Source organism: Nonomuraea candida (assembly GCF_000725485.1).
Taxonomy (GTDB): Bacteria; Actinomycetota; Actinomycetes; order Streptosporangiales; family Streptosporangiaceae; genus Nonomuraea; species Nonomuraea candida.
The window spans coordinates 45,418-67,601 of record NZ_JOAG01000042.1; the positions used below are offsets into that span (position 1 = coordinate 45,418).

Annotated in this window: 21 protein-coding genes and 1 pseudogene; 10 read left to right on the forward strand and 12 right to left on the reverse strand. The window is 72.4% G+C overall.

What is annotated here, in order from left to right:
* Position 1 precedes the first annotated feature (1 nt).
* A pseudogene (locus IO39_RS59725) lies at positions 2-136 on the forward strand (pentapeptide repeat-containing protein); the annotation flags it as partial.
* Here the strand turns inward: IO39_RS59725 and IO39_RS33530 are convergent.
* From IO39_RS33530 to IO39_RS33555, 6 genes are all read right to left on the reverse strand, one after another.
* A complete protein-coding gene (locus IO39_RS33530; protein ID WP_043631710.1) occupies positions 126-944 on the reverse strand; it encodes a carbohydrate ABC transporter permease in 819 nt (272 codons plus the stop codon). The pseudogene IO39_RS59725 and the gene IO39_RS33530 sit on opposite strands and share 11 nt — an antisense overlap.
* The gene (locus tag IO39_RS33535; RefSeq protein WP_043631714.1) at positions 944-1,828 is read right to left on the reverse strand and encodes a carbohydrate ABC transporter permease; all 885 of its coding nucleotides are present in this window, start codon (positions 1,826-1,828) and stop codon (positions 944-946) included. Before IO39_RS33535 ends, IO39_RS33530 begins: the two co-directional genes overlap by 1 nt.
* On the reverse strand, positions 1,828-3,072 hold the full coding sequence (locus IO39_RS33540; RefSeq protein WP_043631717.1) for an extracellular solute-binding protein: 1,245 nt from the start codon (positions 3,070-3,072) through the stop codon (positions 1,828-1,830). The genes IO39_RS33535 and IO39_RS33540 overlap by 1 nt, the downstream gene beginning before the upstream one ends.
* Positions 3,073-3,137: 65 nt before the next feature.
* On the reverse strand, positions 3,138-4,490 hold the full coding sequence (locus IO39_RS33545; RefSeq protein ID WP_043631720.1) for a cellulose binding domain-containing protein: 1,353 nt from the start codon (positions 4,488-4,490) through the stop codon (positions 3,138-3,140).
* A gap of 165 nt (positions 4,491-4,655) precedes the next feature.
* Positions 4,656-5,402, reverse strand: a complete 747-nt coding sequence (locus tag IO39_RS33550) for a sugar isomerase domain-containing protein (protein WP_043631722.1) — start codon at positions 5,400-5,402, stop codon at positions 4,656-4,658.
* The gene (locus tag IO39_RS33555; protein ID WP_043631727.1) at positions 5,399-6,268 is read right to left on the reverse strand and encodes a MurR/RpiR family transcriptional regulator; all 870 of its coding nucleotides are present in this window, start codon (positions 6,266-6,268) and stop codon (positions 5,399-5,401) included. Before IO39_RS33555 ends, IO39_RS33550 begins: the two co-directional genes overlap by 4 nt.
* Before the next feature lie 60 nt (positions 6,269-6,328).
* Between IO39_RS33555 and IO39_RS33560 the strand changes: the two genes are divergently transcribed.
* Positions 6,329-7,342 carry an N-acetylglucosamine kinase gene (locus tag IO39_RS33560; RefSeq protein ID WP_063765391.1) on the forward strand — a complete coding sequence of 338 codons (1,014 nt, stop codon included), beginning with the start codon at positions 6,329-6,331 and terminating at the stop codon, positions 7,340-7,342.
* An 18-nt stretch (positions 7,343-7,360) separates the two neighbouring features.
* Here IO39_RS33560 and IO39_RS33565 read toward each other — a convergent pair whose 3' ends face one another.
* From IO39_RS33565 to IO39_RS33575, 3 genes are all read right to left on the reverse strand, one after another.
* Entirely contained in the window at positions 7,361-8,395 is a 1,035-nt protein-coding gene (locus tag IO39_RS33565; protein WP_043631731.1) for a hypothetical protein, read from the reverse strand.
* Entirely contained in the window at positions 8,392-8,925 is a 534-nt protein-coding gene (locus IO39_RS33570; protein ID WP_043631734.1) for an RNA polymerase sigma factor, read from the reverse strand. The genes IO39_RS33565 and IO39_RS33570 overlap by 4 nt, the downstream gene beginning before the upstream one ends.
* Before the next feature lie 116 nt (positions 8,926-9,041).
* Complete coding sequence (locus IO39_RS33575) at positions 9,042-10,112, reverse strand: thiolase C-terminal domain-containing protein (RefSeq protein ID WP_043631736.1); 1,071 nt, start codon at positions 10,110-10,112, stop codon at positions 9,042-9,044.
* A gap of 277 nt (positions 10,113-10,389) precedes the next feature.
* Here IO39_RS33575 and IO39_RS33580 point away from each other — a divergent pair, with 277 nt between their 5' ends.
* Positions 10,390-11,238 (forward strand): LysR family transcriptional regulator, encoded by an 849-nt coding sequence (locus IO39_RS33580; RefSeq protein WP_084773925.1) that lies wholly within the window; start codon positions 10,390-10,392, stop codon positions 11,236-11,238.
* A gap of 15 nt (positions 11,239-11,253) precedes the next feature.
* Positions 11,254-11,916 (forward strand): MerR family transcriptional regulator, encoded by a 663-nt coding sequence (locus tag IO39_RS33585; protein ID WP_043631740.1) that lies wholly within the window; start codon positions 11,254-11,256, stop codon positions 11,914-11,916.
* On the opposite strand, the gene IO39_RS33590 is transcribed toward IO39_RS33585, so the two are convergent.
* A complete protein-coding gene (locus IO39_RS33590) occupies positions 11,870-12,757 on the reverse strand; it encodes a hypothetical protein (protein ID WP_043631744.1) in 888 nt (295 codons plus the stop codon). The two genes, IO39_RS33585 and IO39_RS33590, sit on opposite strands and share 47 nt — an antisense overlap.
* Before the next feature lie 174 nt (positions 12,758-12,931).
* A complete protein-coding gene (locus tag IO39_RS33595) occupies positions 12,932-13,606 on the reverse strand; it encodes a ThuA domain-containing protein (RefSeq protein WP_052423681.1) in 675 nt (224 codons plus the stop codon).
* 166 nt (positions 13,607-13,772) lie between these two features.
* Here IO39_RS33595 and IO39_RS33600 point away from each other — a divergent pair, with 166 nt between their 5' ends.
* Both IO39_RS33600 and IO39_RS33605 read left to right on the forward strand, forming a co-directional pair.
* Complete coding sequence (locus IO39_RS33600; RefSeq protein ID WP_245642450.1) at positions 13,773-14,618, forward strand: RNA polymerase sigma-70 factor; 846 nt, start codon at positions 13,773-13,775, stop codon at positions 14,616-14,618.
* Positions 14,619-14,753: 135 nt separating this feature from the next.
* Positions 14,754-15,515 (forward strand): SDR family NAD(P)-dependent oxidoreductase, encoded by a 762-nt coding sequence (locus tag IO39_RS33605; protein WP_043631749.1) that lies wholly within the window; start codon positions 14,754-14,756, stop codon positions 15,513-15,515.
* A 57-nt stretch (positions 15,516-15,572) separates the two neighbouring features.
* Here IO39_RS33605 and IO39_RS33610 read toward each other — a convergent pair whose 3' ends face one another.
* Entirely contained in the window at positions 15,573-16,145 is a 573-nt protein-coding gene (locus tag IO39_RS33610) for a TetR/AcrR family transcriptional regulator (protein WP_043631751.1), read from the reverse strand.
* Positions 16,146-16,211: 66 nt separating this feature from the next.
* On the opposite strand from IO39_RS33610, the gene IO39_RS33615 reads away from it, so the two are divergent.
* From IO39_RS33615 to IO39_RS33630, 4 genes are all read left to right on the forward strand, one after another.
* Positions 16,212-17,879 carry an NAD(P)/FAD-dependent oxidoreductase gene (locus tag IO39_RS33615; protein ID WP_043631753.1) on the forward strand — a complete coding sequence of 556 codons (1,668 nt, stop codon included), beginning with the start codon at positions 16,212-16,214 and terminating at the stop codon, positions 17,877-17,879.
* On the forward strand, positions 17,876-19,348 hold the full coding sequence (locus tag IO39_RS33620) for an ATP-binding protein (protein WP_245642451.1): 1,473 nt from the start codon (positions 17,876-17,878) through the stop codon (positions 19,346-19,348). Before IO39_RS33615 ends, IO39_RS33620 begins: the two co-directional genes overlap by 4 nt.
* 87 nt (positions 19,349-19,435) lie before the next feature.
* A complete protein-coding gene (locus tag IO39_RS33625; RefSeq protein WP_043631755.1) occupies positions 19,436-20,980 on the forward strand; it encodes an AbgT family transporter in 1,545 nt (514 codons plus the stop codon).
* Positions 20,981-20,999: 19 nt separating this feature from the next.
* The gene (locus IO39_RS33630; protein WP_245642452.1) at positions 21,000-22,133 is read left to right on the forward strand and encodes a M20 family metallopeptidase; all 1,134 of its coding nucleotides are present in this window, start codon (positions 21,000-21,002) and stop codon (positions 22,131-22,133) included.
* Positions 22,134-22,184 lie beyond the last annotated feature (51 nt).

Here is a 22,184-nt window from a genome sequence, read left to right on the forward strand (position 1 = left end):
AGCGCGGTGCGGTTGGGCGCGGTGCACTGGGGCGCGGTGTACTGGGGCGCGGTGCACTGGAGCGCGGTGTACTGGGGCGCGGTGTACTGGGGCGCGGTGTACCGAGGGCCGGACCGCGGGCGGGGTCAGCCCTTGACCGCGCCCGCCGTCATCCCGGTGCCGACGCTGCGCTGCAGGAAGAGGAAGAGCAGCAGGACCGGCAGGGCGAACAGGCTGGCGGCGGCCATCGTGGCGCCCCAGTCCGTGCCGAACACGTCCCTGAACGACGACAACCACACCGGCAGCGTGCGCTTGTCCTGGTCTTTGATGATCAGCACGTTGACGAAGGCGAACTCGTTCCAGGCCGTGATGAAGCCGAACAGCGAGGTGGCCATCAGCCCCGGCGCCAGCAGCGGGAAGACCACCCGCCGGAAGGCCGCCGGCCGGCTGCAGCCGTCCACCTGCGCCGCCTCCTCCAGTTCCAGGGGGATGGCCGCCAGGAAGCCGCGCAGCGTCACGATCGTGAACGGCAGCGTGATCATGAAGTACACGCCGGTCAGCATGGCCAGCGAGTCCAGCAGGTCGGTGTCGCGGGCGATGATGAAGACCGGCACCAGCAGCGCCTCCCACGGCGCCATCTGCGCCGCGAACACCGCCACCACGAACGCGCCCCTCCCCCGCCACCGCATCCTGGACACCGCGAACGCCGCCAGCAGCGCCACCACCAGCGCGATCAGCACCGCCGCCGCGGTGACGAGCAGGCTGTTGCGCCAGTAGGTCCAAAAGCCCGGCGCGTTCACGGCGGTGATGAAGTGGTCGAGCGTGGGCGCGGTGGGCCAGAACGTCGGGGTGTCGGCCTGGATGTCCCGGGTCGGCTTGAACGCGGTCAGGAACATCCAGTAGACCGGGAAGATCGTCACCGCGAAGACCACCACGGCCGCCGCGTTGAGCAGGAGTCTCTTCATCACGTACGCACCATCCGGCGCAGGTTGCTGATCAGGGCGACGGCCAGGATGACGACCGTGAGCATGGCCACGGCCGAGCCGAGGTCGTAGCGGTGCAGCACGCGGGCGATCTTGAACGCGTACACCGGCAGGGTGGTCGTGGCGTCGTCGGGGCCGCCCTGGCTGAGCACCCAGATCTGCGGGAAGCACTTGGCCACCCAGATCACCTCCAGCGAGGCGACCAGCGCGAAGAGCTGCCGGAGCATGGGGAAGGTGACCTTGGTGAAGACCTGCCGGCCGGTGCCGCCGTCGATCCTGGCCGACTCGAACAGCTCCACCGGGATCGTGGTCAGCCCGGCGTACAGGGTGAGCGCGGCGAACGGGACCGACTGCCACACGACCAGGACCACCAGCACGGCGAACGTCGCCGTGCCGTCGGCGAACCACGTGTAGCCCCGGAAGGAGTCGAGGCCGAGCGTGACCAGCAGCCAGTTGACCACGCCCAGCTCCGACTGGAACAACCACTGGAAGACGGTGGTGGCGGCGATGATCGGCGTCGCCCAGGCCAGCGCGAGCGCGCTCATCAGCGCCAGCCGCAGGCCGCGGCGCAGGCGGGGCAGCATGAGGGCGACGCCGGTGCCCAGGACCACGATGAGCACCACGTTGATCACGGTCCACACCAGCGTGCGCAGCAGCACCTGCCAGAACTCGGCGCCGGACAGCAGCTCGGCGTAGTTCTCCAGGCCCGCGAAGGCCGCCCCGCCCCTGATCAGCTCTCCCATGCGGAAGTGCTGGAAGGAGATCACCGCCGCCTTGAGCAGCGGATAGAGCAGGAGGAAGGCCCCGCCCGCCACCGTGGGCGCGATGAGCAGGTAGGGCCAGAGCGAGCGGCTCCTCGTGCGCATCAGGATCCGCTGTTCAGGGTCGTGGTGATCGCCTCCGAGACCTTCTTCGCCTCCGCCGCGGGGTCGCCGCCGGTGAGCACGGCCGTCATGTACTGCTTGATCACGGAGGTGGCCTCGACGGCGGCCCAGTTGGGGGTGTTCGGGGTGGCCCGGCCGTGGGCCGCGCCCTTGGCCATGGCCGCGGTGCCCTCGTCGCCCGACAGCACGCCGGCCAGCGACGTGCGGTTGGGCACGAAGCTCATGGCCTTGGCCAGCTCGGTCTGGAACTGCTCGCCCGCCAGCGCCTTGACCAGCTCGTACGCCTCCTCCTGGCGCTGCGAGGCGGCCGGGATGATCAGGTCGGAGCCGCCGGTGAAGACCGCGCCCGGCTTGTCGGCCGTCTTGCCCGGGATGGGGAAGAAGCCCAGCTTGTCCTTGAGCTTCGGGTCCACCTCCAGGACGCGGGCGGCGATGCCGGGGACGGCGATGATCTGGGCGACCTTGCCCTGCGCGAACACCTCGTGCTGGGGCGGGTTGGCCTCGTCGGCGTCCTTGGGGCCCTTGCCGAGGGCCTGGAGCCGCCGGTAGAAGTCCATGCCGGCCAGGGCCTGGGGCGTGTCGAGCGCGCCCTTCCAGCCCCCGCCCTCCTGGACGGCCAGGTCGCCGCCCTCGTCCCAGATGAAGCCGGCCAGGGCGTACCAGGTCTGGCCGGTCAGGTAGATGCCCTGGTTACCGCCCTGGTTGAGCTTTTCGGTGATCTCCAGCCATTCGTCGCGGGTCTTGGGGGGCTCCTTGACGCCGGCCTCGGCGAACAGGTCCTTGTTGTAGACGACGACGCGGTTGGCGGCGTACCACGGGATGCCGTACTGCTTGCCGTCGATCCTGCCCGGCTGGGCCAGGCCCGGTAGCCAGTCCTCGCCCTTCAGCTCGGCCACCTTGGCGCTCAGGTCGGTCACGCCGCCGCTGGCCGAGTACTGCGCGACCTGGGTGTTGCCCACCTCGATCACGTCGGGGGCGTCGGTGCTGGCCAGGGCCGCGGTGACGCGCTCGCCGATGCCGTCCCACGCCTGGATCTGGATGTCGAGGTCGATACCCCGGTGCGCCGCCTCGTACTCGGTCTCGAACTTCTTCAGCAGGTCCTGGGTGACGCTGCCGTCCATGATCCAGACGGTCAGCTCCGCGGGGGCCGCGGCCTTCGGCTCCTCGGCCGTGCCGCACGCGCCGAGCGCGAACACGGCCGCCAGGGCCAGGATGCGGTGTCTCATGGCGTTCCTTCTCACGGGGGGTGCCCGCGCCCGGCCTCATACGCGGCCGGGCGCGGGGGGTTTCGTCACGGGCTGGGGACGGTGTCCTTGAAGGCGGTGCCGGCGGCGCGCAGCGCGGCGACGCGGGTCAGCACGTCGGCGGGGGCGACGACCTCGTTCTTGCTGTGGTAGAGGTAGTCGACCTGCTGCCGGTACGTACGCGTCCCCGTGGCCCCCTGCAGATCGATGAACCACTGGTTGAACATGATCCACATCGGGGTCTCGGGATAGTAGATGTCACCGTGGTCGGCGAACAGGCGGCCGTCCACGTAATACTTGATCCGGCCGCCCGCGACCTGGATGACCAGGTCGTGCCAGCCGGCGAAGCTCGTGCGCTCGGCGGTGTGGGTGTTGACGGCCTGCCAGGGGTCGCCCTGGTAAGTCTCCCAGCTCGTGGCGTAGAGGATGTTGGACGGCTCGCCCCAGCCGCCGTTCGGCAGATACTCGAAGTCGAGCTCGCCGTAGTCGGGGTCCAGGTTGTAGCGCAGCGGGGTGATGGTGAAGAACGTCTGCACCACGTGCTCACCGTCGGGGCCGCTGGTGGGGGCGTCGCTGAAGCGCACGCGGGCGGCGTAGGTGCCCTCGCGGAACTTGCGGCTCGTGGTGGACAGCTCGGTCTGCACGGTGCCGGCGGCGGTGCCGTTGGTCGAGGAGTCGAGCGTCAGCAGGCCGCCGGGGAACGACACGCCCGAGGGCGACCAGGTCGCGCCGGGCACGCCGGGCCCTCCCGCGCTGGAGCGCACCGTCCAGCCGCGCTGGGCGAGCCGCGGGTCGTTGGAGGCGGAGTAGGTGAAGTCGTCGAACAGCTCGCCGGAGCCGCCGGGCGGGCCGGTCGGCGTGGGGTCGGGGTCGGGCTCGGAGCCGGTGGGCTTGCCCCAGGCGAGCTGGCCGTTCACGTAGACGGCGATCCTGTCCCAGTCGGCGTAGGAGGTGCCGGGGCCGTAGGAGTAGTCGTCGCCCTGGTTGAACGTCTGCCAGTCGGCGCGGTAGAAGCGCAGCTGCATGTCGCCGGTGTTCTGGCCGGGGGCCAGGCTTCCCGAGGTGAAGCCCACCTCCAGGTACTGCTTGCCGCCCTCCTGCGGGGCGAAGCGCCCGGTGATCGTGGCGCAGCCGGCCACGGCCCAGGAGCAGGCGAAGCGGTAGGTCTCGGCGCCGGTCAGGTAGTAGCGGATCTTGACCTGGCCGAGCGGGACCGTGGTGGTGCCGTCGTTGAACAGGCGCAGCCAGGGCTCGGCCTGGGCGGTGCTGGCGCCGGGCGCGCTGGTGCGGTACTGGAGGCGGACGGCCTGGGCGGCGCTCGCGGGAGCGACCAGGGAGACCGCGATCAGGATGGCGGGGATGGCCAAGGAGAGAAACAGTTTTCCGAAATTTCGGGACATGGGCGGGGTTCTCCTTGCGGGTTGTGCGGGCCCCCGAATGTGTGCATGCCGAAGAGACGGGTGGTGCGGATCGACAGGTTGTGCGGGCCGACGGGTCGTGCGGCCGGCCGGTCGTGCGGGTCGAGGCGGAGCCGGGGTGGGGTCGCGGGGTGGGGTCGCGGGCGGTCAGGCGCCGCGGCGGATGCGGCCCGCGTAGAGCGCCTCCAGGCGGAGGTTGTGCGCGTCGCCCTCCGGGACGTTGGCCGAGAGGTAGACGGGCGGCACCTCCCCGGCTTCGAGCAGGGCGGCCACCGTCCGGGTGACCACGAGCTGGGCCAGCAGGGCGGAGGTGATCGTGGAGACGGAGCCGGTCGCGCCTCCGTCGGGCAGGGACAGGACCGAGTCGCCGTACGGGGCGCGGTTGTCCAGGACGACGTCGGCCAGGTCGGCCAGCTTGCGTCCCGAGGGGTGGCGGGAGGCGACGGCATCGCCGTGGGCGCGGGAGGTGATCGCGATCAGGTCGTGACCGCGCTCCTTGACGAGGGTGGCGAGCTCGACGACCACGCCGTTCACGCCGGAGTTGGAGATGATGACGAACAGGTCGTGCGGCTGGACGGGGGCCAGGTCGAGGATGGTGCGGGCGATGGCGGGGTCGCGTTCGAGGTCGTAGCGGTCGAGCTCGGAGCGGGGCGCGTCGCCGTACAGGACGATGTCGCGCAGGGCCAGGCGGTTGGTGGGGACGAACCCGCCGGCCCGGCCGGCGATCTCCATCGCGACCGCCTCGGAGTGGCCCGAGCCGAACGCCTGGATGACGCCGCCGCCGGTGAGCGCCTTGGTGAACAGGTCGGCGGCGCGGTCGATCTCGGGGTCTTCCGGGATCGTCCGTACGAGGTGGGTGATGTGGTCGACGTATTGCTGCGGATCAATCCTCATAAATCCCCTTCCGGGAGGCGGTGTCCGGCTACCGCGCGAACGGTCACGTCGAAGGCCTGCCTCGTGCGCTCGTACGTCTGCTGGGCGACCGACACGTACACGACGTCGAGCACCAGGAGCTGCGAGTGGATCGCGGCGAACCCCTCCGACCGGAAGCTCGTCGCCCGGCTGGCCGTGGTGAGCACCAGCTCGGCCACCTCCGCCAGCGGCGATCGGGGCTGCGAGGTGACGGCGACGGTGATCGCGCCGTGGCTGCCCGCCTCCGCCAGCACCTCGATGACCTCGCGCGTCCTGCCGCTGTGGGAGATCCCGATGGCCACGTCGCCCTGGCCGAGCAGCGCCGCGTCCGTCAGCGCGCTGTGCGCGTCGGACCTGCTCCAGGTCGGCACGCGCATCCGCTGCAGCCGGTATTCCATCTCGCTGGCCACGGCCGCGCTGCTCGACACCCCGAACAGCAGCACCCGCCCCGCCCGGGCCACGGCCTGCGCCACCTTCTCCACCACGGCCAGGTCGAGCTGGTCGCGGGTCTCCTGGATCAGGCGCAGGTCGTTGCCCGACACGACGCTCAGCACGCGTTCGAGGCTGTCGTCGGGCAGGATCTCCTGGCCGATGTCGGTCTCCCACGTCTGCTGCGCCACCCTGCCGGTCTCGGTGGCGATGGCCACGCGCAGCTCCGCGTAGCCGGCGAAACCGAGGGCGCGGCAGAAGCGCGTGATGGTGGCCGTGGACGTCCCGCTCCGCTCCGCCAGGTCGACGATGGTCATCCGCGCGGCCTCGGCCGGGCCCGCGAGGATGGCCTCGGCGACCTTACGCAGGGCCTCCGGCAGGTCGGGCTGCTCGGCTCTGATGCGGTTGAGGAGTTCCACGCCGTGATAATTATGCTCAGACAGTGGTGCCGTCAAGGCGGTTCGGCAATAATTTTTGACATGACGATGGTGCTGGGCATCGACGCCGGAGGCACGTCCACCCGGGCGGCGCTGTTCACGCTGGAGGGCGCGCCGGTGCGGCGGGGGCGCGCGGGCGGGGCCAACCCGGGGGCGCTGGGCGGCGACGTGGCCGCCGCCAACCTGGCCGCCGCCGTCCGGGCCGTCCTGGTGGACGGGGTCGCGTCGCAGGTCAAGAGCGTGGTGGCAGGGGTGGCGGGCAATCCCGAGGCGTGCGCGGCGCTGGCCGGGAGGGTCCTGCCGGAGCTGCTGCCCGGGGCCGCGATCGCGTCGGTGGGCGACCTCGTGACCGCCTTCGCGGCCGGCACCGCCGCGCCCTCGGGGAGCGTGCTGATCTCGGGGACCGGCGCCATCGCGGCAAAAATTACCGAACGGCGGCCCACCGCCATCGCCGACGGGTTCGGCTGGTTGCTCGGCGACGAAGGGTCGGCCTTCTGGCTCGGCCACGCCGCCGCCCGCGCCGCCATCCGCGCCCTCTCCCCCACCGGCCCCTCATCCGGCCCCTCATCCGGCCCCTCATCCGGCCCCTCATCCCGCGTTGCGCAGGGGTTCCCGGGCGGTGAGGGGCTGGTGGAGCTGGTCGTGCGGGAGCTGGCGCCCGAGGGGCCGGGGCCCGACCCGGTGGCGCGGCTGGCGGCGGCGGTGCACGCGCGCCCGCCGCTCGCGCTGGCCGAGCTGGCGCCGCTGGTCAGCCGGGCGGCGGCGGCCGGAGACCCCCTGGCGGTGGAGATCGTGCGCGAGGCGGCCGCCCGCCTGGCGGCGACCCTGCGCGCGGTGCACGGCTCCGGCCCCGTGGTCCTCGCCGGCAGCGTGCTCACCAGCGCGGGGCCGGTCCGCCAGGCCGTCACCGACCTGCTGGCGGGTGCGATCGGGGCCGGTGCGATCAGGACGGCGGGTGACGTGGCCGGGGCGGCGGCCTGGCTGGCGGCGCGGCCGTCGCTGGGCCCCCACGAGGCCGAGGCGCGTCATCCGCGCTTCGTGCGGGCCCTCACCTGACGCGGCAGGGCGTGGCTCTCACTCCGCGGGGTCGGCGGGCTTGGGGCCGCCGTAGACGGGATTCTTCGGCAGGCGCTCCTCGGTCACCAGCAGGCGGACGACCCCGGCCTGCTCGGACTGCGCCTCCCAGACGATCCAGTCGTCGCCGACCTCGTCCGGCCGCTGCTCCTTCCGGAGCCCGTAGCCCTGCCGGCCGGGAGCGGGCTCGATGACCTGGAAGACGGCCGACAGGTCGCGGCGGCGCACCTCGGCCAGGACCTCGCCCACGGTCTTCTCGTCGGCGCGGAACCCCTCCAGCATCTCGCCCCTGCTCGTGGCCGAGCGCCAGTTCTGGTACTTCTCCCCCGGCTCGGCCGCCCGCCCGAGCCGCACGGAGGCCCAGCCGGTCCAGTCGCGGGGCACGGTGAGGGACATCGCGCAGCCGGCCTGGCCCAGGGTGCATCCGGCGGGCTCGGTGCCGCTCTCGATGGACCTGCCGTTGCTCGCCGGCATGCCGCTGATGCGTATGCCGGTGAGCTCGCCCACCTGGCTCGGGGACGCGGGCACCAGCGTCAGGTTCACGTCCAGGCCCACGGCCTTGAACCCCTCGGTGTACTTGGCGTAGTCCGCGAAGGGGTCCTTGATGACGGCCACGTACGAGTCGCCGCGCAGCCGGATGTCGATGGCCGCGTTGGCGTAGGAGGGGGTCACGCCGCGCTCGCCGAGCAGGGAGGGCCCGATGACGATCGCCGTGGCCAGCCCCAGCGCGGCCACGGCCCCCACCGCCAGCCGCACGGCCCGGTTGCCGGGCACCAGGCGGCCGAGAAGCCCCCGAAGCCGCCCACCCGCCACGGCGGCCCCGGCGGCCCCGGCGGAGGCCGCCCCCGCGACCGGATCGGCGGTGAGAGCGGCGGAGGCGGTTCCCGGGAGCGGCTCGGCCGTGATCGCGGCGGAGGCGGTTCCCGGGATCGGCTCGGCGGTGATCGCGGCGAGCAGGGCCCGCGCGCCCGGGCCGGACGCCCGGCCGGCCAGGTCCTCGTCACGGACCCTGGCGAGGTTCTTCAGCTCGTTCATAGAGACTCCAGGACGAGGTGACCGACGGTGACACCGGCTCCGGCCAGCGCCTTGGACAGGCGCCTGCGCGCCCGGTGGAGCCTGATCCGCACGGCGTTGCGCGAGCAGCCGAGCACCCGGGCGATCTGCCCGTGATCCAGCCCTTCCCAGGCGACCAGGGAGATCAGCTCCCGGTCGTCGTCCGGCAGCGCGCGGAAGGCGTCCGCGATGGCGCGCAGTTCGAGGCCGCCCTCCGGCGAGTGGGCGTACAGGTCGGCGAGGTCGGCGGCGAGCTCCACGCTGCCGTGCCGGTGTCTGGCGACGCCGCGCCGGTGGTTGGCCAGCACGTTCCTGGCCACGCCGTACAACCAGAGCCTGGCCTCCGCGCCGGACGGCAGCGCGTCGAAGCGGCGCCAGGCGATGGTGAAGGTCTCGGCCACCACGTCCGCCGCGTCCTCGGGCGAGTCGCAGCGGCGCAGGGCGTAGCCGAGGATGGGTTCGTACGTCTGCTTGTAGATGGCCTCGAACCGGTCTTTCCGGTCGTCATCCACGGGCGGTCCCCATGGTCGGCCTCCTCGGGATCGGGGTCGGGAACACCCCCTACATGTCGCGGGTGCCGTCAGCATTTCACCCGATTTTTCAGCGTAAGAGTCTCACCGTAAGAGGTTCACCGTACGAGGAGGGCCGCGCTCCCGTAGCTGCCGCCGAACCCGGTCACCAGCGCCACCTCGCGCCCCGAACGCAGCTCGCGCACGGCCTGGGCCACGTTGTTCAGCCCGTGCACGTAGCCCTCGGACAGCAGCCCGCCGTGCGGGTTCACCCAGGCGTGACGCCCCTCCAGCAGGTACGGCCCCAGCTCCCCCCGCGCCACCAGCCCGAAGTCCTCCAGCTGCCGGGGCACCAGCCAGGAGTAGGCGTCGTACGGCAGCGCCACGTCCACGTCCGACGGCCGCAGCCCCGACGCCTCCCAGAGCATGGGCGCCACGTACGCCGAGAAGATCGCCGTGACGTCCGGCGACCGGTCCATCGCCGAGCAGCCGGGCCCGCCCCCGCGCACCACGGCCCGGACGCGCGGCCCGTCGAGCACCCCGCTGACCAGCAGGGCGCAGGCCCCGTCGGTCTCCTGGCAGCAGTCGACCGTGCGCAGCGGGGTGCAGACGTACGGCCTGGCCAGGTAGTCGGCCAGGGCCAGCGGCTCGCGGCGCAGGGCCCGGGGGTTGCCCCCGGCGTTCCGCCTGGACTGGGCGACGACGGCGTGCAGGTGCTCGGCGGTGAGCCCGGTGTCGTGCAGGTAGCGGGTGGCGGCCAGGGCGAACAGCGGGACGGGCCCGGCCAGGCCGTAGGTGTGGCGTTCCTGGGGGCCGGTGGAGACGGTGTTCATGCGCTTGCCGGAGCGGCCGTTGAGCGCCCGGTAGATCAGGATGTTGCGGGCCAGGCCGGCGTGGATCAGCATCGCCGCGTCGCCCAGGATCGAGGCCGCCTGGGTGCCCCCTCCGGCGATGTCGTTGTGCCAGCCGAGCCGCTCGATGCCCAGGGCCCTGGCGACCTGGACGACGGGTGCGGAGTCGTTCAGGTGGTAGCTGAGCACGGCGTCCACGTCGCGGGGCGGCACGCCGGCGTCCGCGCACGCCGCGCGGCACGCCTGCGTCGCGAGCTCCAGCTCCGTGCGCCCGGACTCCCTGCTCAGGGCCGTCATCCCGATCCCGGCCACGGCCGCCCGCCCGGCGAAGGGCTGCATGGGACCTCCTCTGCCCCCGCCAACATACCAAGCGCTTGCTACACGTCCACATGGGCCCGTTTCCGGCTGGCCGGAACATCGTTGTTTTCCGTCCCGAGAAGTTCCCTCGCCTTCCCGCACGCCCCTCCCGCACCCGCCCTGAGCTGCACTTTAAGCCGATATAACGGCAAACATCGCCGCATGCCGGTGACTGGGGACCTTCACGGGAGCTATCCCCTCTTGTAATACGGAGGTGCGATCTGCCGATAGCCCATCACCATCACGGCCGAGGTGAGCGATGGATCTACGCTATGTCCGATATGCCATGGCGATTGCGCGGGCGGGCAGTCTCCGCCGGGCCGCCGCCGCGCTGCACATCGCGCAGCCCACGTTGTCCGAGCAACTGCGGGCACTGGAGAAGGAGATCGGGGTCGAGCTGTTCAGCCGGTCGTCGAGCGGCGTGACGCTGACCGAGGCGGGCGAGGCGTTCCTGGCCCGGGCCACGGTCGCCCTCGACGCCTTCGAGCGCGCCGTCACCGCCGCCAGGAGCACGGGCGAGCGGCCCCGCCTGGGCGTGGCGGACGGCCTGGCCGACGTCGCCGCCCGGCTGCTCTCCCAGCTCCACACCGTCCACCTACGTATGGCCCCCATGGGCACGGCCGAGCAGATCGTCTCGATCGCCGACGGCGCCCTCCAGGCGGGCCTCGGGTACGCTCCCGGCTCCCTGCCCAGGGGCGTGGGCCGGATGCTGATCCAGCGCTTCCCGGTCCGGGTGCTGCTGCACCGCGAGCACCACCTGGCGCAGTACGAGGCCCTGTCGCTGGCGGACCTGGCGGCCGAGCCGCTGATCATGCCCGAGTCGGACGCGGTGGCCGGGGCCCGCCGCTTCCTGGAGGGCTTCGTACGCCACCGGCTCCACCCCCGCCTCGGCCCGTCGGCGGCCACCCACGACCAGGTGGTCAACCTGGTGGAGGAGGGGACGGGCTACGCTTTGTGCGTGCGGGAGGGCGCCACCGTCCCCGGCGCCCTGGCGTTCGTCCCGATCAAGGAGGACGTGCCGCCGCTGGAGGTGGTCTTCCTCTGGAACAGGCAGGCCGGCGTGCACGAGCTCGTGAGCGCGGCCCGGCACCTGGCCCGATCTGGATAGCACTATTATCTAATAATGCGCATCTCCGAACTCAGCGCCAAGTCCGGCGTCGCGATCCCGACGATCAAGTACTACCTGCGCGAGGGCATGCTGCACCAGGGCGAGCAGACCGCCGCGACCAGGGCCGAGTACGACGAGACGCACCTGCGCAGGCTCCGCATGATCCGGGCCATGCTCGAAGTGGGCCGGCTCCCCGTGGCCGCGATCAAGAAGATCGTCGCCGCCGTCGAGGACGAGTCGCTGCCCGTGCACGAGATGCTGGGCACCGCCCACTACGCGCTGGCCCCGGCGGTCGAGCCCGAGCCGGGCGAGGAGTGGCACTCCGCCCGCGCCGAGGTCGACGACCTGGTCGCCGAGCTGGGCTGGGACGTCCACCCCGACGCCCCCACCCGCGACGAGCTGACGCAGACCCTCGTCCGGATGCGCCAGCTCGGCATGCCGGTCCACCTGGGGCCGTACGCGGAGACGGCCAGGAAGCTGGTGGCCGAGGTGGAGATGGACCTCCTCCCCTACGACGGCCCGCGCGACGCCGCCGTGGAGACGCTGGTGCTCGGCACGGTCCTGTACGGCCGGGCGCTCGACGCGCTGCGCCGCATGGCCCAGGAGTCGGAGTCGGCCCGCCGCCTCGGTCTCAGGCCAGACCGTTCGCACGCAGAATGCGAATCGCCCGCACCGTGACCGCCCCGCGCCACTCCAGCGAACCGGCCGGCGAGATGCGCGCGTAGTCCACGGTCCACCCGCCGTCGTCCTGCTGCTCCCCCGCCAGCCGGACGAGGTCGGCCGCGATCACGTCGGGCGCGAACAGCTCGCGCGCCGGCCGGCCGGGGAAGGGCGCGAAGTCCAGGGGCCGCAGGGCCTCGCTCTCCGTGCCGCCCTCGACCGGCACCCGCCCGTCCTCGGGAATGTGCTCGCCGAGCCGCTTGAGCAGGCCGGCCGCGCGGGGCTCGGTGTCGTGCACGGCGTCGAGGAAGCGCACGGCGAACGCCAGCACGTACGCGTGCGGCGGCCCCTCCAGCGCCGCGATCGTGTCGAGGCAGTACCGCGTCGCCTTCTCCAGCCACGGGTGCCCGGCCACGGCCGAGTCGTGCGCGGCCACGGCGTGGGCGGCGGCGGCCGAGACGGCGGTGATCTGCAGGGAGGAGGTGGTCGCGTCGCCGTCCGACCACCAGGGCGCGGTGGCGTCGGAGACCGTGAGCGGCAGCGAGAAGGGCAGCCCCCCGTCGGGCAGGGTCACGGAGTCCAGGTAGTCGCACAGCGCCACGGCGTGCGGCGAGGTGACCGGGGCGGCCTCCTCGAACACCTCGAAGGCGTGCAGCGCGGCGCCCGGCTGGCTCTCGGGCGAGCGCAGGTCCGGCTCCAGGCCCCAGCCGTAGCCTCCGTCGGGGTTGCGGTAGGCGTCGAGGGCCGCCAGCACGCCGGTCGCGTCGCCCTCCCCCATGAGCAGGTCGTAGCGGCGGCGGTCAAGGACTCGGGCGTGCCCGGCCATGAAGCCGGGCACGGTGGAAAGGCTCACGTTCATGCCGTCATCGTGCCCGGATCCGCGCGGTCCGGTCTTGTAGGTACCGGACACGCCGGACACCCGGCCCCGCCTCGCCGATCGCCACCGCCGCGCCCGGCGCCACGGCCCTCACCGATCGTCGCCGGCCGCGCCACGGCCCTCACCGATCGCCGCCGGCCGCGCCCCGCGCGCCCGCTACTCGTTGATCGTCACCGGTCGTTTCAGCAGCCACAGCGCCGCCCGCTGGAGCAGCGTGCGGTGCACCTCGTTGCCGTAGGAACGCGTGTCGTGCCCCAGCGCGTCGTAGAACACCCGCCCGCGCCGCACCGGCCGCGCCCAGACCAGCGGCTGGCCGTTGGCGGAGGCCAGCGGCTCGACGTCGGGCAGCACGTCCAGGTCGCTGTAGACCTCGTCCACCACGTCGAAGTCGCGCAGCCCCTCGACCACCGGATGCTTGCCGTGCACCCGCACCCCCGTCCAGCCCAGCGGCGGGTGGTGGGACTTGGGCCAGGTCCAGCAGCCGCCCAGCACGCGCGGCCAGCCCTGCCAGTCGTCGAAGCAGATCGACGCCGAGTGCATGCACAGCAGCCCGCCGCCCCGGTCGAGGTGGTCGAGCAGGGTGGTGCGCGCCTGCGCGGGCAGCGTGAAGCGCCACTCGTCGCGCAGGTCGGCGAAGCGGTCCTGGCCCATCTGCCAGCGCAGCGCGTTGACCGTGATGAGCTGGACCTCCGGCGGCTCGCTCAGCGCGCCCGCGATGTCCTCGGTGATCTCCGACTCGACCCCCACCTCGGCGAGCACCTCCGCGAGCGCGGCCGACGTGGCGGCGAAGTCATGGAACAGTCCTCCAGAAAGGATCAGATTTCTCGCCACTTGCCCAGCTCATCATGGTTACCCATGGTTTTCCACCCCGTTGGCCGCCGCGACCGGCCCGACCGGCCCGACCGGCGCGAGCGGCCCACCGGCGCGAGCGGCACGACCGGCCCGACCGGTGCCCCCGGCACGCGGACCGCCCCGCCGAGGAGGCATGATGCGGGGCGTGGACTTCGAGGACTACCGGCCGATGCTGCTCGGGCTGGCCTACCGGCTGCTGGGCAGCATGTGGGACGCCGAGGACGTGGTGCAGGAGGCGTGGCTGCGCTGGCAGGGCACCGACCGCGACACGGTCAGGGAGCCACGGGCGTTCCTGCTGACCGTGGTCTCACGGCTGGCGCTCGACCAGCTCCGCTCCGCGCGGGTCAAGCGGGAGGCCTACACCGGGCCGTGGCTGCCGGAGCCGGTCGCGACGTCGGAGGCGGGGCCGCTGGACACGGCCGAGCTGCGCGACACGGTCTCGTACGCGACGCTGCACATGATGGAGCGGCTCTCGCCGCCGGAGCGGGCGGTGTTCGTGCTCCGGGAGGCGTTCGAGCTGCCCTACGACCAGATCGCCGAGATCGTCGGCCTCTCCGTGGCCAACGCCAGGCAGCTGCACCACCGGGCCGAGACGCGGCTGACCCGGGGGCGTGACCGGTTCCGGCCGTCCAGCGAGGAGCACGCGGCGCTGCTGGCCTCGTTCATGCGGGCGGCCGAGGGCGGCGACCTGTCCGCGCTCACCGACCTGCTCCACGAGGACGTCGTGGCCTACAACGACGGCGGCGGCAAGGTCAGGGCGGCGCTGCGGCCGATCTTCGGCCGGCGCAAGGTCCTGGCGTTCCTGGGCGGGCTGCTGGCCCGCTACGACTTCTCGGGCGCGCGTCTGGTGGAGATCAACGGCGGGCCCGCGTTCGCGGTCCGGCTCGGCGGGTTCACGCAGCTCGTCCTGGTCGACATCGAGGACGGCCGGATCAAGGAGCTCTACGGCGTGCTGAACCCCGACAAGCTCGCGCACGCCCGGCTCGACTGACCCGGCAGGCTCCCGCACGCGCGGCCGGACCGACCCGACAAGCCGGCGCACGCGCGGCCGGACTGGCGCGACAAGCTCGCGCACGCGCGGGCGGACTCGGCCGCGCCGGGGGTCGCACGATCTATAGTCGCCCGTATGGATCTCGGCATCTCAGGCAAGGTCGCCCTCGTCACCGGAGGCAGCGCGGGCATCGGGCTCGCCGCCGCCAAGAGCCTCGCGCGGGAGGGCTGCGACGTCTGCGTCTGCGCCCGCGACCCGGAGAAGCTCGCGGACGCGGTGGTGGAGCTGCAGGAGTTCGGCAAGGTGGTGCACGCCGTGCTGGCCGACGTGGAGGATCCGGCCGCCGCCCGCCGGGTGGTCGAGGAGACGCGCGACGTGCTCGGGCCCGTCGACATCCTCGTGGCCAACGCGGGCGGGCCGCCGCCCGGCCGCTTCGACGAGCTCGGGCTCGACGGCTGGGACGTCGCCGTCCAGCGCAACCTGCTCGGCACCGTGCGCCTCATGCACGCGGTGCTGCCCGAGATGCGCTCGCGCGGCTGGGGCCGGATCGTCACGATCACCAGCAGGTCGGCCCGCGAGGTGATCGACGGGCTCGCGCTGTCCAACGCCATGCGCCCGGCCGTGGCCGGCGTGGTGCGCACGCTGGCCCGCGAGGTCGGCCGCGACGGCGTGCGGGTCAACAACGTGATGCCCGGCCCCATCGACACCGACCGGCTGCGGGAGACCACCGGCGGCGAGGAGGCGCTGCGCGCACGCGGGGAGAGCGTGCCCGTGGGGCGCATCGGCCGGCCGGAGGAGGTGGGGGACGTGGTGGCGTTCCTGGCCAGCGAGCGGGCGTCGTTCGTGAACGGCGTCTCGCTGCTGGTGGACGGCGGGGAGAGCCGCGTCGTCTCCTGAGCGATGCCCGCCCGCGCCGGGGCGCCGGTCACGGGAGGGCGGGCGCGCCGGGGCGGGTCATCTCCTGACCAGCGTGTCGACGATCGTGGCGGCCCAGGCGTGGTCGTCGCCGAGGTGGTCGACGAAGCAGGCCAGGTTGGCCCGGTGGAAGCAGGCGCCCATGAGCAGGGAGGCGGCGGCGTCGGCGTCGATGCCCGCCTCTATCCGGCCGGCGGCCTGCTCGGCCCGCAGGATGTCGGCCAGCGCCTCGATCGGCAGGTGCGGGCCGATGCCGGCCTCGGCCAGCATCTTCCTGAACCCGGCCAGCAGCGGCGGGTCGCCCAGCACGCCCCCGGCGACGGCCATGGCCCTGGCGTAGAACTCCAGCGCCGTGGTGGTGAACGCGGTCAGATTGGCGGCCACGTCGCCCTGCCCCACGTCACGCCGCAGCCGCGTCAGCGCGGGGCCGAGCGCGGGCATCCGCTCCAGCAGCACGGCGAGGAAGAGCTGCTCCTTGCCGGCGAAGTGCTTGTAGAGCAGCGCCTCGGAGCAGCCCGCCTCCTGCGCGATCCGCTTGGTCGTGGCCCCCGAGATGCCGAACTGGTGAATGGCCTGCTCAGCGGCGTCGATGATGCGGTCGCGTGTGCCCATCAGCCCATGATAAGAGCGCCTGCCCGACCACATCGGGGTCCATGGCATTCTTCCCTTAGGAAGACCATGGGAAAGGGCGTGGGCATGGACAAGCCGGTCATCGTGACGGTGGACGACGATCCAGGCGTCTCGCGGGCGGTCGCCCGCGACCTGAGACGCCGTTACGGGCAGGAATATCGCATCGTCCGCGCCGAGACGGCCAGGGACGGCATCGACGCCGTCAGGGAGATGCGGTTGCGGGGCGACGACGTGGCGGCGATCCTGGCCGACTATCGCATGCCCCAGATGAACGGCGTGCAGTTCCTTGAGGCCGCCATGGACCTGTATCCGTACGCGCGCCGGGTGTTGCTGACCGCCTATGCCGACACCGACGCGGCGATCCAGGCGATCAACGTGGTGGACCTCGACCATTATCTGCTCAAGCCGTGGGACCCGCCGGAGGAGAAGTTCTATCCGGTGATGGACGGGCAGCTCGACGCCTGGTTGCGGACCGAGCGGGTGGACAGGGCCGAGTTGCGCGTGGTGGGCGACCGGTGGTCGGCGCAGTCGTACAAGGTGAGGGACTTCCTGGCGCGCAACCACGTGCCGTACCAGTGGATGTTGTCGGACGACCCGGAGGGCGCGCAGCTCGTGAAGGCGGCCGGCGAGGGCTGCCACCTGCCGCTGGTGGTGACCTCCGACGGCGTCACGCTGGAGTCGCCCGACCAGGCGACGCTGGCCACGGCGGTGGGGCTGTCCACGACGCCGGCCACCGACTTCTACGACCTGATCGTGGTGGGCGGGGGCCCGGCGGGGCTCGGCGCGGCCGTCTACGGCGCCTCCGAGGGGCTCAACACGGTGCTGGTGGAGGCCTACTCCTCCGGCGGCCAGGCGGGTCAGAGCTCCCGGATCGAGAACTACCTGGGCTTCCCCGACGGCGTCTCCGGGCAGCAGCTCGCCGACCGGGCGCGCAGGCAGGCGCTGAAGTTCGGGGCGGAGCTGCTGACCGCGCGCAAGGTGACCAGCCTGGAGCCGCGGGGGCAGGCGCGGGTGGTCGGGTTCCAGGACGGCGGGGAGATCGCGGCGCACGCGGTGATCCTGGCCACCGGCGTGGCCTACCGGCGGCTGGAGGCGCCGGGGCTCGGCGAGTTCGTGGGCCGGGGCGTCTTCTACGGCGCCGCCCTGACCGAGGCGCCCGCCTGCGCCGACACCGAGGTGTTCATCGTGGGGGCGGCCAACTCGGCCGGGCAGGCCGCGGTCTACCTGTCGGGATTCGCGAGCAAGGTTCATTTGTTGGTGCGGAGTGATGGTTTGGAGAAGTCCATGTCTCACTACCTCATCGAGCAGATCGCCGCGATCCCCAACATCGAGGTGCACGTGCAGACGCAGGTCGTCGGGGCCGGCGGCGAGGGTCACCTGGAGCGGCTGACGCTGTCCACCAAGGGCGAGGAGCGCACGGTGGACGCGCAGTGGTTGTTCGTGTTCATCGGGGCCGAGCCGTACACGTCGTGGCTGGGCGAGACGGTCGAGCGGGACGCGCGCGGGTTCGTGCTGACCGGGCCCGACCTGGTGCAGGGCGGGCGGCGGCCGCGCAACTGGCCGCTGCGGCGCGAGCCGTACTTCCTGGAGACGAACGTGCCCGGGGTGCTGGCGGCCGGCGACGTGCGCGCGGAGTCGATCAAGAGGGTGGCCTCCGCCGTCGGGGAGGGCGCGATGGCCGTCGCGCTCGTGCACCGTTATCTGGAGAAGCAGTGAGCGACAACACCTCAGCCGGCGGCGGAGTCCCGGCCGGCACCGACAGCATGATCGACATCGGCGAGCTGCGCAAGCTCTTCCTGTTCGAGCGGCTCACCGACGAGCAGCTCACCAAGCTCGCCGGCAGCGGCCGGGTGCGCAGCTACGCCCAGGACGAGGACATCGTCCGGCAGGGCGAGCCCGCCGAGTGCTTCGCGGTGCTGCTCGAAGGCGAGATCCAGATGATCAACGAGACGGTCAGCGCCGGCACCGTCGCGATGCCCCGCACCTCCCAGCCCGGCGTCTACGGCGGCGCCACCTCCGCCTACCTGGGCGACCGCGCGCCGCAGACCTACCAGCACACGCTGCGCGCCACCGCGCCGTCGCGGATGTTCCTGCTGCCGGCCAAGAAGTTCGCCTACATCGTGGCCGAGTGGTTCCCGATGGCGATGCACCTGCTCGACGGGCTGCTGTCCGGCGGGCGCATGCAGCGCGAGATCATCGACCGGCGGCAGCGGCTGACCGCGCTCGGCACGATCACGGCCGGGCTCACCCACGAGCTGAACAACCCGGCGGCGGCCGCGGTCCGCGCGGTGAGCGAGCTGCGCTCCCTGATCAAGGACTCCCGCATGCGGCTGGCCAAGCTCGCCGAGGACGGCATCCCGCCGGAGAAGCTGCGCGCGCTGATCGAGGCGCAGGAGGCGTGCACGAGCAACCTGGGCAGCCAGCCCAAGCGCTCGCCGCTGGAGATCTCCGACGCCGAGGAGGAGCTCGGCGAGGCGCTGGAGGAGGCGGGCGTGGACGACGCGTGGGAGCTGGCTCCCGCGCTGGTCAACGTAGGTTTCGACAGCGCCTACCTGAACAAGATCCGCGGCAAGGTGGGCGAGGAGCACACCTCGCCGGCGGTGCACTGGCTGGCCGAGGCCATCGAGATCTCGCAGATGCTCAACGAGGTGACCGAGGCGACCGAGCGCATCACCACGCTGATCCGCTCGGCCAAGCAGTATTCCCAGATGGACCGGGCGCCGTTCCAGCAGGTGGACGTGCACGACCTGCTCGACAGCACGGTCGCGATCTTCCGGGGCAAGGTGCCGCCGGGCATCAGCGTGGTCACCGACTACGACCGTACGCTGCCGCCCATCCCCTGCTACGCCGGCGAGCTCAACCAGGTGTGGACGAACCTCATCCACAACGCGCTCGACGCGATGGGCGAGGAGGGCACGCTGACGATCCGCACCGCGTACGACGAGGACGAGGCGATCGTCGAGATCGGCGACACCGGCCCCGGCGTGCCCGAGGCGATCAAGGACCGGATCTTCGAGCCGTTCTTCACCACCAAGAGCGTGGGCGAGGGCACGGGGCTCGGCCTCGACATCTCCTACCGCATCGTCGCAGGCCGGCACGGGGGTGAGATCAAAGTGCGGTCGGTGCCCGGCGACACCTGGTTCGAGGTGCGCCTGCCGCTCAGGGAGCCCACGGCCACCGCCTGATCGCTCTTCGTTACCTTCCCCGACTTGTCAGGACGCGTCCTGACCCCGTGTAATGGGTGACCGAAATGCGGGAAGGAGTCGGGCCGGGTGAGCACGTCGGAGTCCGTGACGGAATCGCGTTCGCTGAACGCGCTGCTCAAGGCGCTCGGCGGCATCGAGCGGCTGGGCAACAAGCTGCCCCATCCCTTCTGGTTGTTCGTCATCCTGGCCGCGCTGCTGTCCCTGGCGAGCTGGGGGCTGGCGGCGGCCGGGGTCTCGGCCGTCAACCCGGCCACGGGCAAGACCGTCGAGGTCCGCAACCTGCTGTCCGACGAGGGCGTGCGGATGATGGTCGGCGACGCGATCGAGAACTACACCTCGTTCCCGCCGCTCGGCACGATCCTCGTCGTCATGCTCGGCGTCGCGGTCGCCGAACGCTCGGGGCTGCTCGCGGCGGTGCTGCGCTCCGGGGTGGCGAAGGTGTCGCCGCGCTGGGTGACGTTCGCGCTGGCGTTCACCGGGATGGTCTCGCACGCGGCCTCCGACGCCGCGTACGTCGTGCTCATCCCGCTCGGCGCGCTGGCCTTCCGCGCGGTGGGCCGCAGCCCGCTGCTCGGCATCGTGGTGGCGTTCGTGTCGATCTCGGCCGGCTACGACGCCAGCCCGCTGATCACGCCGACCGACGCCATCCTGTCCGGGCTGACCACGGCCGCCGCGCACACCATCGACCCCTCCTACGTCGTCACGCCGCTGGCCAACTACTTCTTCTCGCTGGCCTCGTCCCTGGTGCTGGCCGCGACGATCACGCTGGTGACCGAGCGGGTGCTGGCGCGCCGGGTCGAGTCGATGCCCGTCGACCCCGACGCCGTCGAGGACGACCTCGGCTCGCTGACGCTCACCCCGGCCGAGCGGCGGGGCCTGCGGGCCGCGCTGGTCACGCTCGTGGTCTTCGCCGCGGCCCTGACGGCCGCCGTGCTGCCCGCGGGCTCGCCGCTGCGGGGCGAGGGCGGCAGCATCGTGCAGTCGCCGCTGCTCACCTCGATCGCGGTCTTCCTCGGGCTGGCGTTCCTGGCCGTCGGCTGGGCGTACGGCAAGGCCGCGGGGACGATCGCGGGCAGCGGCGCCGTGCCGTCCTTCATGGCCCACGGGTTGCGGGAGATGGCGCCGATCCTGGTGCTGTTCTTCGCGATCGCGCAGTTCCTGGCCTTCTTCAAGTGGACCGGCGTGGGCGAGATCATCGCCATCCACGGCGCGGGCCTGCTGCGGGCGGCCGGGGTGAGCGGGCCGGTGGTGTTCCTGGGCATCCTGCTCGTGGTCACGGTGATCAACCTCGTGGTGACCAGCGGGTCGGCCCAGTGGGCGCTGGTCGGGCCGGTGTTCGTGCCGATGCTCATGCTGCTGAACATCCCGCCCGAATACACCCAGGCCCTCTACCGCATCGCCGACTCGTGCACGAACGCGATCACGCCGATGAGCCCGTACTTCGTGATGGCGCTCGGCTTCCTGCAGCGTTACCGCCGCTCGGCCGGCATCGGCACGCTCGCCTCGATGACGATCCCGCTGGCGCTCGCCCTGCTCGTCGTCTGGACGCTGCTGTTCTTCGTGTTCTGGTGGCTGAAGATCCCGCTCGGCCCCGGAGCGCCCGTCCCCTGATCATGTGGAAAGGATTCTCGTGTTGATCACCGACTGGACCCGGCACGCCCTGCCGGCCATGCTCGACGACCTCAGGGCCCTGGTGGAGCTGGAGACCCACAGCTACGACAAGGCCATGCTGGTCAAGGGGCTGCGCGGGATCAGGGCGCGGGCGGTGGCGCACCTGGGGACACCCGACGACGAGATCCTGCACGAGGGCGGCGGGCACGGCGACGTCCTGGAGCTCTACTACCGCGGCACCGCGCCGGGGACCGTGCTCATGCTCGGCCACTACGACACGGTCTGGCCGACCGGCACGCTGGCGAGCTGGCCGTTCACGGTGGTCGAGGGCAAGGCCACGGGGCCGGGCGTGTTCGACATGAAGGCGGGGCTGGTGCAGGCGATCTGGGCGCTGCGCGGGCTGCGGGAGCTGGGGCTGCCGCATCCGGGCGTGCGGTTGCTGTTCAACGGGGACGAGGAGATCGGCAGCCCGGCCTCGCGCCCGCACATCGAGGCGGCCGGCGAGGACGCGCTGGCGACGCTGGTCTTCGAGGCGTCCATGGACGGCGCGCTGAAGACCGCGCGCAAGGGCGTGGGGCTGTTCAACGTCACGGTGACCGGGGTGGAGGCGCACGCGGGGCTGGACCCGTACGCGGGGGCGAACGCCATCCACGCGCTGGCCGAGATCGTCACCACGCTGGCGGCGGCCGGCTCGCGGGAGCACGGCACCACCGTGAACGTCGGCATGATCAGCGGCGGCACCGGCCGGAACGTGGCCGCCGGGCGGGCGACGTGCGGCATCGACGTGCGCGTCACCGACGCGTACGAGATGGGGCGGATCGACGACCTCTTCGCCGGTCTGCGGGCCGCGGACCCGCGCGTGAAGATCTCCGTCACCGGCGAGTGGAACCGCCCTCCCATGATCCCGAACCCCGCCTCCCAGCGGCTGTTCAAGGAGGCGCAGGAGGTGGCGGCCGGGTTCGGCTGGCCGGTGGACGAGGCGTCGGTCGGGGGCGCCGGCGACGCGAACTTCCTCTCGGCGCTGGGGCTGGCCGTGCTGGACGGGATGGGCGCGGTGGGCGACGGGGCTCATGCGCGGCACGAGCACGTGGTGATCGAGCACATCCCGGAGCGCACGGCGCTGACCATGGGCCTGATCACCGCCCTCGCCTGACCCGTGGCCGCCCGCCGGCCGCCGCACCGGCGGCGAGCCCGGGGCGAGGGC

What these genes read in the sequence shown, in the direction of transcription:
- IO39_RS33585 (WP_043631740.1), top strand. Translation starts at nt 11,254, where the DNA reads ATGCGCATCTCCGAACTCAGCGCCAAGTCCGGCGTCGCGATCCCGACG.
- IO39_RS33535 (WP_043631714.1), bottom strand. Translation starts at nt 1,828, where the DNA reads ATGCGCACGAGGAGCCGCTCGCTCTGGCCCTACCTGCTCATCGCGCCC.
- IO39_RS33540 (WP_043631717.1), bottom strand. Translation starts at nt 3,072, where the DNA reads ATGAGACACCGCATCCTGGCCCTGGCGGCCGTGTTCGCGCTCGGCGCG.
- IO39_RS33530 (WP_043631710.1), bottom strand. Translation starts at nt 944, where the DNA reads ATGAAGAGACTCCTGCTCAACGCGGCGGCCGTGGTGGTCTTCGCGGTG.
- IO39_RS33575 (WP_043631736.1), bottom strand. Translation starts at nt 10,112, where the DNA reads ATGCAGCCCTTCGCCGGGCGGGCGGCCGTGGCCGGGATCGGGATGACG.
- IO39_RS33605 (WP_043631749.1), top strand. Translation starts at nt 14,754, where the DNA reads ATGGATCTCGGCATCTCAGGCAAGGTCGCCCTCGTCACCGGAGGCAGC.
- IO39_RS33615 (WP_043631753.1), top strand. Translation starts at nt 16,212, where the DNA reads ATGGGAAAGGGCGTGGGCATGGACAAGCCGGTCATCGTGACGGTGGAC.
- IO39_RS33580 (WP_084773925.1), top strand. Translation starts at nt 10,390, where the DNA reads ATGGATCTACGCTATGTCCGATATGCCATGGCGATTGCGCGGGCGGGC.
- IO39_RS33550 (WP_043631722.1), bottom strand. Translation starts at nt 5,402, where the DNA reads ATGAGGATTGATCCGCAGCAATACGTCGACCACATCACCCACCTCGTA.
- IO39_RS33610 (WP_043631751.1), bottom strand. Translation starts at nt 16,145, where the DNA reads ATGGGCACACGCGACCGCATCATCGACGCCGCTGAGCAGGCCATTCAC.
- IO39_RS33545 (WP_043631720.1), bottom strand. Translation starts at nt 4,490, where the DNA reads ATGTCCCGAAATTTCGGAAAACTGTTTCTCTCCTTGGCCATCCCCGCC.
- IO39_RS33565 (WP_043631731.1), bottom strand. Translation starts at nt 8,395, where the DNA reads ATGAACGAGCTGAAGAACCTCGCCAGGGTCCGTGACGAGGACCTGGCC.
- IO39_RS33590 (WP_043631744.1), bottom strand. Translation starts at nt 12,757, where the DNA reads ATGAACGTGAGCCTTTCCACCGTGCCCGGCTTCATGGCCGGGCACGCC.
- IO39_RS33560 (WP_063765391.1), top strand. Translation starts at nt 6,329, where the DNA reads ATGACGATGGTGCTGGGCATCGACGCCGGAGGCACGTCCACCCGGGCG.